This window comes from Novosphingobium decolorationis, from assembly GCF_018417475.1.
Classification (GTDB): domain Bacteria; phylum Pseudomonadota; class Alphaproteobacteria; order Sphingomonadales; family Sphingomonadaceae; genus Novosphingobium; species Novosphingobium decolorationis.
Window position 1 is genome coordinate 4,015,399 of the sequence record NZ_CP054856.1, and the last position, 14,326, is coordinate 4,029,724.

The following is a 14,326-nucleotide window of genomic DNA, read 5'->3' on the forward strand; positions in this document are numbered from 1 at the left end:
CAGGGCCGATGGTATTGCCCCCTCCCGTGTGTCTCACTCAGCCGCGGACGAGGCCCAGCGCGTCGTAGGCCGCGTGCAGCGTAGGCAGCGCGAGCGTGCGCGCCTTTTCCGCGCCCTTGGCGAGGATCGCGTCGAGCGCGGTGTAGTCCTTGCGCAGTTCGTTGAAGCGTTCGTTGATGGGGGCAAGCTTCTCCACCAGCACTTCGCCAAGCGCGGGCTTGAACTTGCCGAAGCCTTCACCCCCGAAATCGGCGAGGATCTGCTCCACGCTCTGCCCGGTCATGGCCGAGTAGATCCCGATGAGGTTGTTGGCCTCCGCACGGCCTTCCAGGCCCGCCTTTTCGCTGGGCAGCGGTTCGGCGTCGCTCTTGGCCTTCTTGACCTTCTTCATGATCGTGTCGGCATCGTCGGTGAGGTTGATGCGCGCCATGTCGGAGGGGTCGGACTTGCTCATCTTGGCCGAACCGTCGCGCAGGGACATGATCCGCGCAGCCTCGGGCGGGATGATCGGGTCGGGCAGGGTGAAGACCGGCGTCTCCTCGCTCGCGAAGTCGTTGTTGAACTTCTGCGCGATATCGCGGGCCAGTTCCAGATGCTGCTTCTGGTCTTCGCCCACGGGAACGTGGGTCGCCTGGTAGAGCAGCACGTCGGCGGCCTGGAGCACCGGGTAGGTGAACAGGGCAACCGAAGCGCCTTCGCGGTTCTTGCCCGACTTGTCCTTGAACTGGGTCATGCGGCTGAGCCAGCCCATGCGCGCCGTGCCGTTGAGCAGCCACTGCAGCTCGGCGTGCTGGGGCACCTGGGTCTGGTTGAACAGGATCGAGCGTTCGGGATCGATCCCGCAGGCAACGAGCGCGGCGGTCATTTCGCGGGTGTTGGCCGAAAGCGCCTTGGGATCGTGCGGCATCGAGATCGCATGCAGGTCGGCCAGGAAGTAGAGGCTCTGCCCGCCCTCGGCGGCCACGTCGTCCTGCATCTTCACCCAGTTCTTGATGGCGCCCAGGTAGTTGCCAAGATGAAGGTTGCCCGTGGGCTGGATGCCGGAGACGATACGCATGGTTTTTCGTGCCTGTGGTTAGTCCGTAGGAGTGACCGGTTCGGTTTTGGCGGCCGGTCGGCGCCGCCGTAGCTGGGCAAGGAGGTCCTTGTCGAGTGCGCCGACAAGATAGGCGGTCACGAAAAAGACGATCATGCCCGAGACGCACAGGGCAGCGAGCGACCAGACCTTCTCGAAGACGTTGCCGTCATAGCGGCTTGCCATGAGCGGCATCAGCGCCCAGAGCGCCGCGCCCATCACCGCGCTGGCCACGATCTGGCGCGCGATGCGCGAGCCGAGCCGGGCGGTGAAGTGGAACCAGCCGCGCAGCTGCAGGATGATGTAGAGCGTCGCCACGTTGAGCGTGGAGGTAAAGGCGGTGGCAGCGGCCAGGCCGACGATGCCGAAACGCGGGACGACCGCGATGTTGACGGCGATGTTCACGATCAGCGTCCCGGCCGCGATCCACACCGGGGTGCGGGTGTCCTCGCGGCTGAAGAAGGCGGGCTGGAAGACCTTGACCAGCACGTAGGAGGGCAGGCCGCAGACAAGGGCCACGACGATGGCGGCCATCGTGTCGCCATGGGCCTGGGTCATCTTGCCGCCCACGAAGAAGGCGGTGACGAAGGCGGGCGCGCAGATGGCAAGAGCGACGGCGGCGGGCAGGGTGAGCAGGCACGCGATCTCGACCGCGTTGGCCTGGAGGCGCTGCGCGCCGGCATTGTCGTGCGACTGGATGTGACGCGCCAGCATCGGCAGGATCGCGGTGCCCAGCGCAATGCCCACGATGCCCAGCGGCATCTGGTTCAGGCGGTCTGCGTACTTCAGCAGCGTGAGCGAGCCCTGTTCGAGCGAGGTCGCGAAGAACGTGTCGACGAACTGGCTGATCTGGTAGACGCCCGCGCCGAAGGTGGCAGGGAGGATCAGCATGCCCAGCTTGCGCACGTCCCTGGTGAAGCGCGGGGCCCGGACCTGAAGCTTCACCCCCGCCTTGCGCGTGGCCCAGGCCATGTAGACCAGCTGCGCCACGCCGGACGCGCTGACCGCAATGGCCACACACCAGGCGATGATCTGGTCCGAACCACTCGCCTTGCCAAGGAAATAGCCGGTGACGATGCCGGTGATGAGGACCACGTTGAGGAGCACCGGCACGAAGGCGCCGGGCGCGAATTTCGAATGGGCGTTGAGCACGCCTGAAAGCATGGCAACGAGGCTGACGAGGCCAAGATAGGGAAAGGTCGTGCGGCTGAGCGCGACGGCCAGCTCGAACTTGCCGGGCACCTCCTGGTACTCGCCCGCCAGCAGCCAGACGATCGCGGGCATCGCGATCATGGCGATCGCGGAAAAGCCGAGCAGGACCCACACGAAGACCGAAAGGACGTCGCTGGCAAAGCGGTTGGCCGCGTCCTCGCCGCCACCCTCGGACGGATCCGCAGCCAGCGTGCGCGTGTACATCGGCACGAAGGCGACCGAGAAGGCGCCCTCGGCGAAGAGCCGCCGGAAGGTGTTGGGAAGAACGAAGGCAAGCTGGAAGGCGTCGGCGGCAAGCCCTGCGCCCAGGACGCGGGCGAGGAGAATATCGCGGGCGAAGCCGAAGATGCGGCTCAGCAGTGTGAGCCCGCCGATGGTGCCGACGCTGCGGACAAGACTCATGGCCTCAGATGCCCTCTTTTGCACGCCGGTGCCAGGATAACCCCGTTGTCGGACCGGCCGGCCTCCATCACGGGGGAACGTCGGGGGAGGGTTGGTCCTCTCCCCCGGCAGATCAGGTCTGCGTAAGGACTACGCAGCTTGGGTGCCTGCGATCAGGCGTTGCCCATCGGCGGATCGCCGGCGGTCGCGCCCTGCTGCTGCTGCGCCTGGAGCTGCTGGATGTAGAGGCCGTTGAAGTCGATCGGCTCGAGCATGAGCGGCTGGAAACCGGCGTCACGCACGGCATCGGCCACGACGCGGCGCGCGAAGGGGAAGAGGATGCGCGGAGCTTCGGCGAAGAGGAAGGCATGGGCCTGGCCATCGTCGAGGCCGCGCATGCCCACCAGCGCGCAGTAGCTGAGGTCGACGACGAAGGCCGTGCCCGCTTCGCACTTCGACGCGCAGGTGATCTTCAGTTCGACTTCGTGGACTTCGCCTTCGATGGCCTTGGCCGCGATGTTGAACTGCACGTCGATCGCGGGCGTGTCCTGCCACTGGAACGACTGGGGCGCATTGGGATTCTCGACCGAGAGGTCCTTGATGTACTGCGAGATGATCCCGGCGCTGGGGCCTGCATCGCCCCCGTTGCCGAGGTTGAGATCGGAGATGACGTTGCCTTCATCGGCCATGGTGGTGATTTCCCGCTTTAATCCATTGATCGTCCGGCTGCCTCGGGCGATAGGGCGCCGCAAGGAAGCGATTCTCGCGCGCTAGAGCATTTTTGCGCTTCGTGGAACACCCCAGTTGCGGGCCCGTTGTGCGGTTAGACGGCCGCAGGTGCATTCTCGCCCCGGGTTTCGCCCGCTATGTCGAAAAAATGCCCCAATCCGGCCGCACACGCGTTGTTCATTTGTCAATGCTACCTACATGGGGTTATGTTACGAAGATTACGGTCCCGACAAACGCAGGCGCAAAGTACCTGGTAGCGGGGCCGAAGGAAGGAATGGGTACACGAACGTGACACCGGAAATCGTCATCCTGGCCATGATCGCAGCGTTTCTCGGCCTGCGGCTCTATTCCGTGCTGGGCCGCCGAGCCGAGCATGAGGAAGAGCCCATTGCCGGACGCTTCGAAGGGCAGCAGGGACAGCCCGGTGCGACGCGGCCCCAGGCGCCTCGCCGCCCCGAACTCCGCCCGGACGACCAGCCCCAGAGGGCTGGGCAGGACCCGCGCATCCAGCAGGTGCCGGTTACCTCGCCCACGGCCGAGCGTGGTCTCGCTGCCATTGCCGCTGCCGACCGTCGTTTCGACGCGCTGGCCTTCATCGAGGGGGCCCGCGGCGCCTATCGTCTCGTGCTGGAATCGTTCTGGAAGGGCGACAAGGCCGAACTGCGCGCCTTGTGCGACGCGCCGGTCTACGAGAGCTTTGAGAGCGCCATCGATGCGCGGATCGAAGCGGGCGAAACGCTCGACAACCGTCTCGTGCGGATCGAGGACGTCAAGATCGTGGCGGCAGGTGTGGAAGACGGCACGGCGCGCATCACGCTGCGCTTCCGCTCGGACATCGCCGCCGTCACCCGCGACGCGCAAGGCAATGTCGTGGCCGGTTCGCTCGACGATGCGATCGAGGCCGTCGATGTCTGGACCTTCACCCGGCAGGTGCGTTCGAGCGATCCCGACTGGATCCTTGAGGAAACCGACGCCGGTTGATCTTTCCCGCGCAAATGCGCAGGTAACGGGCAGGAAGCGCTGCAACGCTTCGCTGCCCGTTTCGTTTTTTCGGTCCTGCGAAGCCGGGCCCCATGTGAATTTTTCTGGAGTGCCTGTCCCGTGGTCCGAGATTGCCTGTCAGCGTCCCTGTTCGAGCGCTGCCTCGCCTCTTCGCGTGCCTCGGTTGGCCGCATGGCGCTCATGGGCGCGCTTGCCGTGCTGCTGGCCTCTTGCGCGGGACGTATGGAGGCTCCGGGCTCCGTGACCGCCCCGGCGCCGACCAATGCATTGGCGGCGGGCGTGCGTCCGGGCCCTGCCTTCGCCTCGCTCCCGGTGGGGGCAATGGATGCGGGCGCGGCGCTGGCCGGTTTCGCCGAAAGCTGCCCCAAACTCCTTGTCCGCGAGGACGTGAGCGGCCTGACCCGCGCCGAGGACTGGCAGTCGGCCTGCGCGGCTTCGGCGACCTGGTCGCAGGGGGATGCCTCCCGCTTCTTTGCCACCTACTTCGAGACAGTCCGCGTGGGCGAAGGTGCTGCCTTCGCGACGGGGTATTACGAGCCCGATATCGCCGGTTCACGTGACCATATTCCGGGATATGACGTGCCGGTCTACGGCATGCCGGATGACCTCGTGCGGGCGCGGGACGGCGATGCCGAGCGGCTCGACAACGGACGCATGCCGGTCGGGCGCTACGACGAGGACGGGCACTTCACCCGGTACTACGACCGCGCCGCGATCGAGGACGGCGCACTTGAGGGCCGCGCACCGATCATCGCCTGGGCCCGCGATCCGGTCGAGGTTTTCTTCCTCCAGGTCCAGGGCTCGGGCATGCTCCGCGCGCCGGATGGCAAGGTCATGCGCATCGGCTATGCCGGGCAGAACGGCCACGGCTATACCGCCATCGGCAGCCTGATGCGCCAGCGCGGGCTGCTGGGCGATGGGCCGGGGCAGTATGCCGCCTCGATGCAGGGGATCATGCAGTACATCCGCGAGAACCCGCAAGAGGGCGCCGCGCTCATGCGCGAAAACCGTTCCTTCGTGTTCTTCCGCGAACTGACCGGGGACGGACCTGTCGGTGCGCTGGGCGTGACGGTGCGCGCGCACGCCTCGGTCGCGACCGATCCCAAATTCGTGCCGCTGGGCGCGCCGGTCTTCCTCGACCTCGACCGGCATGAGGCCGATGGCCTCTGGGTTGCCCAGGACACTGGCGGGGCGATTAAGGGCGCTAATCGCTTCGATACGTTCTGGGGCAACGGTGAGGAAGCGCGGGCGACGGCGGGCGACATGACGGGGCGCGGGAACGCGCTGCTCCTGCTTCCCAAGGGCACCCTGGCGCGTCTGGGCGCGCTGTGAGGCGGCCGGGACGCCGCCTGAGCGAGGATGAGGCGCGCCTCTGGGGCGAAGTTGCGCGCACCGTCAAACCGCTTGAGCCTGCTGTGCGGCGCCCGGTCTCGACGACGTCTGTGCCTGCCGAGAAGGCGAAGCCCGCCCCGCCGGTCATCGCGAAGAAGGTGAAGGGACGCGTTCCGCCTCCGCTGATGCCCAAGCCCGCTCCGGCGAAGGTGCCCAAGGGCGAGACCCAGTTGCATCTCGACGGCTCCTGGGAACGGCGGATTGCCAAGGGTACGCTCGTTCCCGACTTCAGCCTCGACCTCCACGGATCGAACCTGGACTATGCGTATCGGCGGCTCATGGATGGCCTGTCGCAGGGCAAGGCCATGGGCGCGCGGGTGGTGCTGGTCGTTACCGGTAAGCCGCGCCCGGTTGACGCCATGGACCGGGGCGAGCGACGCGGCGCGATCCGGGCCAAGATCAAGGACTGGCTGATGGTGAGCGAGCACGCGAGCGACATCGTCGCCATTCGCGGGGCGCATCGGCGGCACGGCGGGCAGGGCGCGCTTTACATCGTGCTCAAGCGGCGGCGCTGAGGATCTCAGGAAAAGAGAATACAAGGGGTCATCACCCCTTGACCCCGGAATTGGCTACCTTGGCGTTCTCACTCAGCGTGGCGCGTGCAAGATGAGGTAGACAGTTTGGGGGGCGAGGGCGATGGCCCTCGGAATCAGTCTTCCAGCCTTTTTCTCTGCCCTGAAGGGGGAAGGCGCTGGAAGTCCTTCGTTTTTCTGGGAAGTGCCCGCAGCGTGCGCGTCGGCAAGAAGCGGTCAATGAAAAAGCCGCGTCCTCTTGGGCGCGGCTTTTGAATGGATCAGCTGAAACGGGCGCTCAGTTCGGAGGCTACTTCCTCGTTTCTTGCCAGCGCGAAAGTAAGTGGGCCTTTACGGCGCAGGGACTGGCAAATCCAGATGCCCTTGTCTTCGCAGTAGTCGCGCAGATCCTGGAAGTTTTCGTCTAGATAGGTGAAGCGGGAGAATTCTGAAATATTGTTGGTCATGGGGCTTATATACACGCAGAAGCCAAAAATTTCAACCCGCCGCAATCTGAGCACTTTTTCCCGGTTTCCTGCGGATTACAGAGAGGCTGGAGAGGCCGTTCGGTTCCCTGCATTCGCAGGTGCAGCATTCTTGCGTGTTAGCCCCAGCACGCAAAAGGGGCGGGAAAGCGCTTGCGCGCTCCCGCCCCTGTTTACGTCCGCTGGCTGCGGTTGCGCTTATGCGGCTTATGCGACGGCTTCGGCCGCTTCTTGGGCGCCCTGGGCAATTTCAGCCGGAGCCTCGTTGCGGATCAGGAAGTCGAAGGCCGAGAGGGCGGCCTTGGCGCCTTCGCCCATCGCGATGATGATCTGCTTGTAGGGCACGGTGGTCGCATCGCCCGCGGCGAAGATGCCGGGGATGTTGGTCGCCGCCTTCTGGTCGATCACGATCTCGCCGCGGTTCGACAGCTCGACGCCGCTGTCCTTGAGCCACTCGGTGTTCGGAACAAGGCCGATCTGCACGAAGATGCCTTCGAGCTCGAGGGTCTTCTCCTCGTCGCTCGCACGGTCCTTGTATTTCAGGCCATTGACCTTCGCGCCATCGCCGGTGACTTCGGTGGTCTGGGCGTTGGTGAGGATCGTCACGTTCTTCATCGACTTCAGCTTGTCGACCAGGACCTGGTCGGCGCGCAGCTGGGTGTCGAATTCGATGAGGGTGACGCTGCCCACGATATTGGCAAGATCGATCGCCGCTTCGACGCCCGAGTTGCCGCCACCGATGACCGCAACGCGCTTGCCCTTGAAGAGCGGGCCGTCGCAGTGCGGGCAGTAGGCCACGCCCTTGGTCTGGTACTCGGCCTCACCGGGCACGCCCAGTTGGCGCCAGCGCGCGCCGGTGGTGAGGATGAGCGAGCGGGCCTTGAGCGAGGCGCCGTTGGTGAACACGACCTCGTGGTAGCCGCCCAGGTCCTTGGACGGGATCAGCTTTTCGGCCCGCAGTAGCGGCATCGTGTCGATCTCGTACTCGGCGATGTGCGCGTCGAGTGCGGCGGCGAGCTTGGGGCCTTCGGTGTAGGGAACCGAGATGAAGTTCTCGATGCCCATGGTGTCCTGGACCTGGCCGCCCATGCGCTCGGCGGCGATGCCGGTCGAGAAACCCTTGCGCGCGGTGTAGATCGCGGCGCCGGCGCCGGCCGGACCACCCCCGATGACGAGCGCTTCGAAGGGCTTCTTCTCGGCGAGCTTGGCGGCGGCCTTTTCTCCTGCCTTGGTGTCGAGCTTGGCGAGGATCTCGGCCACGTCCATCTTGCCCGAGCCCCACATGGTGCCATCAAGGAAGACAGCCGGGACGGCCATGACGCCGCGGTCCTCGACCTCGGCCTGGAAGGCACCGCCCTCGATCAGGGTGGCCTTCACGCCCGGGTTGTTGAGCGCCATCAGGGTCAGCGCCTGCACCACGTCGGGGCAGTTGTGGCATGAGAGCGAGAAGTACATCTCGAAGTCGTAGTCGCCCTCAAGCTCGCGGATCTGGGTGAGCACGTCCTCTTCGACCTTGGGCGGATGGCCGCCGGCCCACAGTAGTGCGAGGACGAGTGAGGTGAACTCGTGGCCGAGCGGAACACCGGCGAAGCGCACAGAGGCCTCCGGGTTCGACGCGCGGCGGATTTCGAAACTGGGCTTGCGGGCATCATCGCCATCGAAGCTGGCCGAAACCTTGTCGGACAGTTCGGAGATGGTCGAGAGCAGCTCGCGGGTTTCCGCCGACTTCGCATCGTCGCCAAGCGAGGCGACGAGCTCGATCGGTTCGCGCAGCATGCCGAGGTACTGGGAGAGCTGTTGCTTCAGATTGGCGTCAAGCATGTCGGGGTCCTTTCGGGGAGAGAAGAAAGAGAATGCGTGAGGGGGAAGAAGGTGGCGGTCCGGGCTCTGCCGCTCGGCCATCGGGCGCGCACAGGGGCGCATCCGGGGGAGGGAGGTCCCGGGCCGCGCACCGTCCGCACGCGACCCGGATATCGCGGGCGGCGCTCAGGCCGCCCGGCGATACGTTGTCGCGTCGGGCTTAGATCTTGCCGACGAGGTCAAGCGAGGGAGCGAGGGTTTCCGAACCTTCTTCCCACTTGGCCGGGCAGACCTGGCCGGGGTTGTTGCGCACGTACTGAGCTGCCTTGATCTTGCGGACGAGCTCGACGGCGTTACGGCCGACGCCTTCGCAGGTGATTTCCATGATCTGGATGACACCGTCGGGATCGACGACGAAGGTGGCGCGGTCGGCAAGGCCGGCTTCACGCAGAACGCCGAACTTGTTCGACAGCTCGTGGTTCTGGTCGCCGAGGAAGGCGAACTTGAGCTTGCCGATCTTCTCCGAGGTGTCGTGCCAGGCCTTGTGGCTGAAGTGCGTGTCGGTCGAAACGCCGAACACTTCCACGCCCATGCCCTGCAGGGTCTCGTACTGGTCGCCGAGGTCTTCGAGCTCGGTCGGGCAGACGAAGGTGAAGTCGGCGGGGTAGAAGAAGAACACGGCCCACTTGCCAGCAATGTCGCCTTCGGAGACGTCGAAGAAGTCCTTGCCCTGCTGGAACGCGGTGTTGGTGAACGGCTGGATCTTGCTGCCGATGATACCCATGAGAAATCTCCCTCGCTTGGGTGTGTTGAACTGACGAGGCTGAGATAGGCGGACCAGGTGACATTTTGTAGCGGGATGATCCGATTGGGTTGATCGATTTACGCGATTACCGAGTGATCGATTTAGCGAATTAGTCGATTATCGGCGGAGGTCTGCGGTTTGTGTTGGCCTGAGCTGGGCAAGAGCGTGGGGGGTGGGCCCCGCACTATGCGACGGCGCGTGTCATTGCCGCGTTGAGCTTGGGCGTGCGGGCGGCTAAGTCCCTCGCCATGGCAGACAATCACCGCGATGAGCCGCGCTCCGGCGCACCCGCCAATCCTGACCGCCGCCGCATCCTGACCGGCATGGCCACGGCGGCCGGTGCCGCCGCGCTTGGCGGGCTGGCACCTGACGACGCCGCAGCGCGCGCCTCGGCGCAGAAGAGCGGGGCGTCCCTGCCGCCCAGCGATGCCGAGCTTGCCGCGCATATCGATACGGTCGTGGTGATCTACGCGGAGAACCGCAGCTTCAACAATCTCTTTGGCGATTTTCCGGGGCTGGAGCAGCCGCTGTCCGAGGTCTCGCCCGAGCGTGCGCGCCAGCGCGACCGCGACGGCTCGGTCCTCGAAACCCTGCCCCCGATCTGGGAGGGCATGGTCCCCCACGAACAGGTGGTGGAGCATCAGGCGATCGCCATTGGCCCCGAGGATCTGCCGCCGCTGGCGAACGCGCCGTTCGTGCTCGCAACGCCCGAGGGCGACCCGCTGCCCCACGGCGTGGTGACGCGCGATCTGGTCCACGCCTTCTACAACAATCAGCTCCAGATCAACGGCGGGCGCAACGATGGCTTCGTCGCCTGGAGCGATGCGGGCGCGCTGCCCATGGGGTATTACGGCGACAACGCGGCGAACCTGCGGCTGTGGCAGATCGCGCGCGATTTCACGCTGTGCGACAACTTCTTCATGGGCGCCTTCGGGGGCTCGTTCCTCAACCACCAGTACCTGATCGCCGCGCGCCCGCCGTTCTACCCGGACGCCGATGCGAGCCCGGCCAAGGGGCGCATCACGCAGCTGGAAGGGGAGGACCCCAAGGGCATCGTCCCCAAACAGACTGCGCAGTCACCGAAGAGCGCGATGGACGGGCCGGTGCGCTTTGTGCCCAACAGCCTCTCGCCCGATTTCTATGCGGTCAACACGATGCTGCCGCCTTTCGCGCCGACCTATGAACTGGACCCGGATCGCCCCGGCTATGCCAACGCGCAGAGCAGCCACACGCTCGTCCCGCAAAGCCATGACACCATTGGCGACGTGCTTTCCGAGAAGGGTGTGGACTGGGCCTGGTACGCGGGCGGCTGGGCCAAGGCGCTGGACGGGCAGCTCAATTCGGCCGACTTCCCCTCGCGCCCGAACTTCCAGCCGCACCATCAGCCGCTGAATTACTACACCCAGTTCGCGCCGGGTACCGAGGCCCGCGAGGTCCACCTGCGCGACGGCGGTACGGGGGAGACGGCGCGGACCAACCGCTTCCTGGCCGATGCCAAGGCGGGCACGCTGCCCAGCGTCGCGTTCTACAAGCCGCAGGGCAATCTCAACATGCACGCGGGCTATTCCGACGTCGATGCGGGCGACCGCCACATCGCCGGGATCGTCGAGGCGTTGAAAGCCTCGCCGCAGTGGGAGAGGATGCTGGTTGTCATCACCTTCGATGAGAACGGCGGCTGGTGGGACCACGTCGCGCCGCCCAGGGGCGACCGCTGGGGGCCGGGCACGCGCATCCCTGCGCTGATCGTCAGCCCCCATGCGAAGAAGGGCGAGGTTGACCACACGATCTACGACACCGGCTCGATCGCGCGCTTCCTCACCCGCCGCTTCGGCCTGCGCAAGCTGCCCGGGCTTGTCGAGCGCGAGCAGGCAATGATTGCGGCTGGTGGCCCACCGCCAGGCGATCTGACAGGCGCGCTGCGCTTCGGTTGATCCCACCGGGCGGGCGGATCAGTTGGAAGGATTGAGCCGCCCGGCCTCCAGGATCGGCAGGCCGCCTTCGGTCGGCACGTAGATGATCTGCCCCTGGGACTGCTCGAGGTTCTGGATGTAGAGATAGCGCAGGTAGCCTTCGGGGCCGCCCAGGCTGTCCGCAACGATGCGGTTCGCTTCGGCGAGGCCCTTTGCGCGCTCGACTTCGGCGGCGGCTTTCAGCTTGGCGCTGTCGAGTGCGGCCTGCGCTTCGAGCACGGCGATACGGCGGTTCTGCGTTGCCTGCGCCAGTTGGGCTTCGCCGGCAACCTGGGCGTTCCAGACGCGCAGGCCATTGTAGGCGGCGCACGATCCGAGGCCTCCGCCGACGAGCACGACGATCAGAAGAATAAGTGCCAGGCCGACCCGGATCAGGCTGTCGGACGTATGCCCCATGTGCGAACCCCTCAGTTGCTGTTAGCGCCGTGTCTAGCAGGATGGGCGCGCTACGCCAGCGGAACCGGATCAGGGGCGTGCGATATTAAGCTTGTATTCCCTAGAGTTGGCCGCTCTGTGCCGCGCGGACGAGGCGGGTGAGCACCTGGTCGAGCGCGGAAAGAAAGCGCGAGCGGTCCTGTTTGGAGAAAGGCGCAGGGCCGCCGATCTGATCGCCCCCGGCGCGTAGGTCGGCCATGATGGCGCGGGTCGCGATGGCGCCCCCGATGGAGGCCGTGGTGAAGGGCTTGCCATTGGGCGCCAGCACCTCGGCACCCGCCTTCAGACAGCGATCCGCGAGCAGGATGTCGGCGGTGATGACGACCGAGCCCTTGCCGCAGTTCTCGGCGATCCAGTCATCCGCGGCATCGAAGGCATCGCTCACGATCTGGCGCGTGACGAGGGCGCTTTGCGGAATGCGGATGATCTGGTTGGAAACGATGACGACCGGCACCTTGTAGCGGGCGGAAACCTTGTAGGTCTCCTCCTTTACGGGGCAGGCATCGGCGTCGATCAGGATGCGCAGGGAGGTCAAACCGGAAGAACCTGCCTTAGCCGCACTGCCCGCGCTGGAGCAGCTTGTGGTCGGCCAGCACCAGCGCCATCATCGCCTCGACCACGGGGACGCCGCGAATGCCGACGCAGGGGTCGTGGCGGCCCTTGGTGAAGAGTTCAGTCGCCTCGCGCTCGCCCTTTTCGTTGGGGCGGGTCACGGTGGGCTGGGGGGTGAGGATCGAGCTGGTCGGTTTGAAGGCGACGCGGCAGGTCACCGGCTGGCCGGTCGAGATGCCCCCCGCAATGCCGCCCGCGTGGTTCGCCAGGAACTCGGGCGCGCCATCGGGGCCGGTCTCGGTGTTGGGGCGCATCGGGTCGGCGTTGCCTTCCCCGGTCAGGCGCGCGGCGGCAAAGCCATCGCCGATTTCCACGCCCTTGACCGCGTTGATGCCCATCATGGCGGCGGCAAGGTCGGCGTCGAGCTTGCCGTAGAGCGGGGCGCCCCAGCCTGCAGGCACGCCGCTGGCGTAGCATTCGACCACCGCGCCGACTGACGATCCGCTCTTGCGGGCATCATCGACAATCGCTTCCCAGCGCTTGGCTGCGGCCGGGTCCGGGCAGAAGAAGGGGTTGTTGCCGATCTCTTCCAGATCAAAGTTCGCCGGATCGATAAGGTCGCCGCCAATCTCCGAGACATAGGCAACGATGGTGACTTCGGGGATGACGAGGCGGGCGACCGCGCCGGCGGCGACGCGGCTGGCGGTCTCGCGCGCCGAGGAACGTCCGCCGCCCCGGTAGTCGCGAAAGCCGTACTTGGCGTCATAGGCATAGTCGGCATGGCCCGGGCGATAGGCGCGTGCGACGTCCGAATAGTCCTTCGAGCGCTGGTCGACGTTCTCGATCATCAGGCTGATCGGGGTGCCGGTGGTGCGCTGCACGCCGTCGGGTGCCTCGAACACGCCCGAAAGGATGCGGACCGCGTCGGGCTCCTTGCGCTGCGTGGTGAACTTGCTCGTCCCCGGACGGCGCGCGTCGAGGAAAGGCTGCACCACGCTCTCGTCCAGGGCGAGGCCCGGGGGGCACCCGTCAACGACGGCGCCGATGGCGGGCCCGTGGCTTTCGCCCCAGGTGGTGAATCGGAACAGGCGGCCAAACGTGTTTACGGACATAGCGGGCGCTTTGTCGCGCAACGCATCGTTTGTCCAGTATTAGCGCTTGCATACGATTGTTGCGGGCCCCATCTCGGGCCGCGATGTTTCTTGTCGTCTTCCGCAACCGCAAACGCGCCGATATCGATAGCGTGGCTTACGCGCGCGATGCCGCCGCGATGGAGGATCTGGCGCGCCGCCAACCCGGCTTCCTTGCCTTCAAGAGCTATACCTCCGAGGATGGCGAGGTCGTGGCGCTCTCCGAATGGGCAGACGAAGCGGCCGCACGTGCCTGGGGGCGTCAGGCCGAACATGCGCGGGTGCAGGGCGAGGGACGCCATCGTTACTATCAGAGCTATACCCTCTTCGCGTGCGATTCGCCGCGAACCCATGAATTCGAGAACAAGGAGGCCCCCTCGTGAGCCTTGAAGTCTACGGCATTCCCAACTGCGACACCGTGAAGAAGGCCCGCAAGTGGCTTGAGGCGCGGGACATCGAATACACCTTCCACGACTACAAGAAGGAAGGGGCCGATCCGCAGAAGCTGGCCGCCTGGGTCGAGGCCGAGGGCGTCGAGACGGTCCTCAACACGCGCGGGACGACCTTCCGCAAGCTGTCGGACGAGGACAAGGCCGATATCGACGCGGCCAAGGCGGTGCGGATCATGGCCGAGCACACCAGCACCATCAAGCGCCCGGTCGTCGAGCACGCCAAGGGTATCCTGGTCGGCTTCAACCAGATGCAGTGGGAAGCCGTTCTGAAGTGAATGAAGTTTAACAGTCGGAAGGAGCAGGTCCGAGGGCCATCGCCCTCGGGCTCCCCAAACTGTCGGGCTCACCTGTGTCGCGCCGCGGTGTTCGAGAAAGGTGAGGTTGCCGATTGTGG

Annotated in this window: 15 protein-coding genes; 6 read left to right on the forward strand and 9 right to left on the reverse strand. The window is 65.8% G+C overall.

The window, feature by feature from the left end; all coding sequences use genetic code 11:
* Positions 1–37: 37 nt before the first annotated feature.
* The 3 genes from trpS to secB form a co-directional block, all read right to left on the reverse strand.
* The gene (gene trpS / locus HT578_RS18650) at positions 38–1,057 is read right to left on the reverse strand and encodes a tryptophan--tRNA ligase (protein WP_213501038.1); all 1,020 of its coding nucleotides are present in this window, start codon (positions 1,055–1,057) and stop codon (positions 38–40) included.
* 18 nt (positions 1,058–1,075) lie between these two features.
* Positions 1,076–2,689 (reverse strand): murein biosynthesis integral membrane protein MurJ, encoded by a 1,614-nt coding sequence (gene murJ, locus HT578_RS18655; RefSeq protein ID WP_213501039.1) that lies wholly within the window; start codon positions 2,687–2,689, stop codon positions 1,076–1,078.
* A 152-nt stretch (positions 2,690–2,841) separates the two neighbouring features.
* On the reverse strand, positions 2,842–3,357 hold the full coding sequence (secB, locus tag HT578_RS18660; protein ID WP_039388241.1) for a protein-export chaperone SecB: 516 nt from the start codon (positions 3,355–3,357) through the stop codon (positions 2,842–2,844).
* A 328-nt stretch (positions 3,358–3,685) separates the two neighbouring features.
* On the opposite strand from secB, the gene HT578_RS18665 reads away from it, so the two are divergent.
* The 3 genes from HT578_RS18665 (at position 3,686) to HT578_RS18675 (ending at position 6,306) form a co-directional block, all read left to right on the forward strand.
* Positions 3,686–4,378 carry a Tim44/TimA family putative adaptor protein gene (locus HT578_RS18665; RefSeq protein ID WP_039388240.1) on the forward strand — a complete coding sequence of 231 codons (693 nt, stop codon included), beginning with the start codon at positions 3,686–3,688 and terminating at the stop codon, positions 4,376–4,378.
* Between the two features lie 201 nt (positions 4,379–4,579).
* Entirely contained in the window at positions 4,580–5,731 is a 1,152-nt protein-coding gene (gene mltA / locus HT578_RS18670; RefSeq protein ID WP_422394399.1) for a murein transglycosylase A, read from the forward strand.
* Positions 5,728–6,306 carry a Smr/MutS family protein gene (locus HT578_RS18675; protein ID WP_213501040.1) on the forward strand — a complete coding sequence of 193 codons (579 nt, stop codon included), beginning with the start codon at positions 5,728–5,730 and terminating at the stop codon, positions 6,304–6,306. Before mltA ends, HT578_RS18675 begins: the two co-directional genes overlap by 4 nt.
* A gap of 278 nt (positions 6,307–6,584) precedes the next feature.
* Here HT578_RS18675 and HT578_RS18680 read toward each other — a convergent pair whose 3' ends face one another.
* From HT578_RS18680 to ahpC, 3 genes are all read right to left on the reverse strand, one after another.
* Positions 6,585–6,770: a hypothetical protein gene (locus HT578_RS18680; protein WP_213501041.1), complete on the reverse strand. Its 186-nt coding sequence runs from the start codon at positions 6,768–6,770 to the stop codon at positions 6,585–6,587.
* Positions 6,771–6,995: 225 nt separating this feature from the next.
* Entirely contained in the window at positions 6,996–8,609 is a 1,614-nt protein-coding gene (gene ahpF, locus HT578_RS18685) for an alkyl hydroperoxide reductase subunit F (RefSeq protein WP_213501042.1), read from the reverse strand.
* A gap of 199 nt (positions 8,610–8,808) precedes the next feature.
* Positions 8,809–9,372, reverse strand: coding sequence for an alkyl hydroperoxide reductase subunit C (gene ahpC, locus HT578_RS18690; RefSeq protein ID WP_039388232.1), 564 nt, complete (start codon positions 9,370–9,372; stop codon positions 8,809–8,811).
* Between the two features lie 269 nt (positions 9,373–9,641).
* Between ahpC and acpA the strand changes: the two genes are divergently transcribed.
* Positions 9,642–11,324, forward strand: coding sequence for an acid phosphatase (acpA, locus tag HT578_RS18695; protein ID WP_213501043.1), 1,683 nt, complete (start codon positions 9,642–9,644; stop codon positions 11,322–11,324).
* 18 nt (positions 11,325–11,342) lie between these two features.
* Here the strand turns inward: acpA and HT578_RS18700 are convergent, their stop codons facing one another.
* From HT578_RS18700 to aroC, 3 genes are all read right to left on the reverse strand, one after another.
* Entirely contained in the window at positions 11,343–11,759 is a 417-nt protein-coding gene (locus tag HT578_RS18700) for an SPFH domain-containing protein (protein ID WP_052321923.1), read from the reverse strand.
* Positions 11,760–11,859: 100 nt separating this feature from the next.
* Complete coding sequence (locus HT578_RS18705) at positions 11,860–12,324, reverse strand: YaiI/YqxD family protein (protein WP_213504467.1); 465 nt, start codon at positions 12,322–12,324, stop codon at positions 11,860–11,862.
* A gap of 25 nt (positions 12,325–12,349) precedes the next feature.
* Entirely contained in the window at positions 12,350–13,462 is a 1,113-nt protein-coding gene (gene aroC, locus HT578_RS18710; protein WP_039388229.1) for a chorismate synthase, read from the reverse strand.
* An 83-nt stretch (positions 13,463–13,545) separates the two neighbouring features.
* On the opposite strand from aroC, the gene HT578_RS18715 reads away from it, so the two are divergent.
* Both HT578_RS18715 and HT578_RS18720 read left to right on the forward strand, forming a co-directional pair.
* A complete protein-coding gene (locus HT578_RS18715) occupies positions 13,546–13,863 on the forward strand; it encodes an antibiotic biosynthesis monooxygenase family protein (protein WP_213501044.1) in 318 nt (105 codons plus the stop codon).
* Entirely contained in the window at positions 13,860–14,207 is a 348-nt protein-coding gene (locus HT578_RS18720; protein WP_039388225.1) for an ArsC family reductase, read from the forward strand. The genes HT578_RS18715 and HT578_RS18720 overlap by 4 nt, the downstream gene beginning before the upstream one ends.
* Positions 14,208–14,326 lie beyond the last annotated feature (119 nt).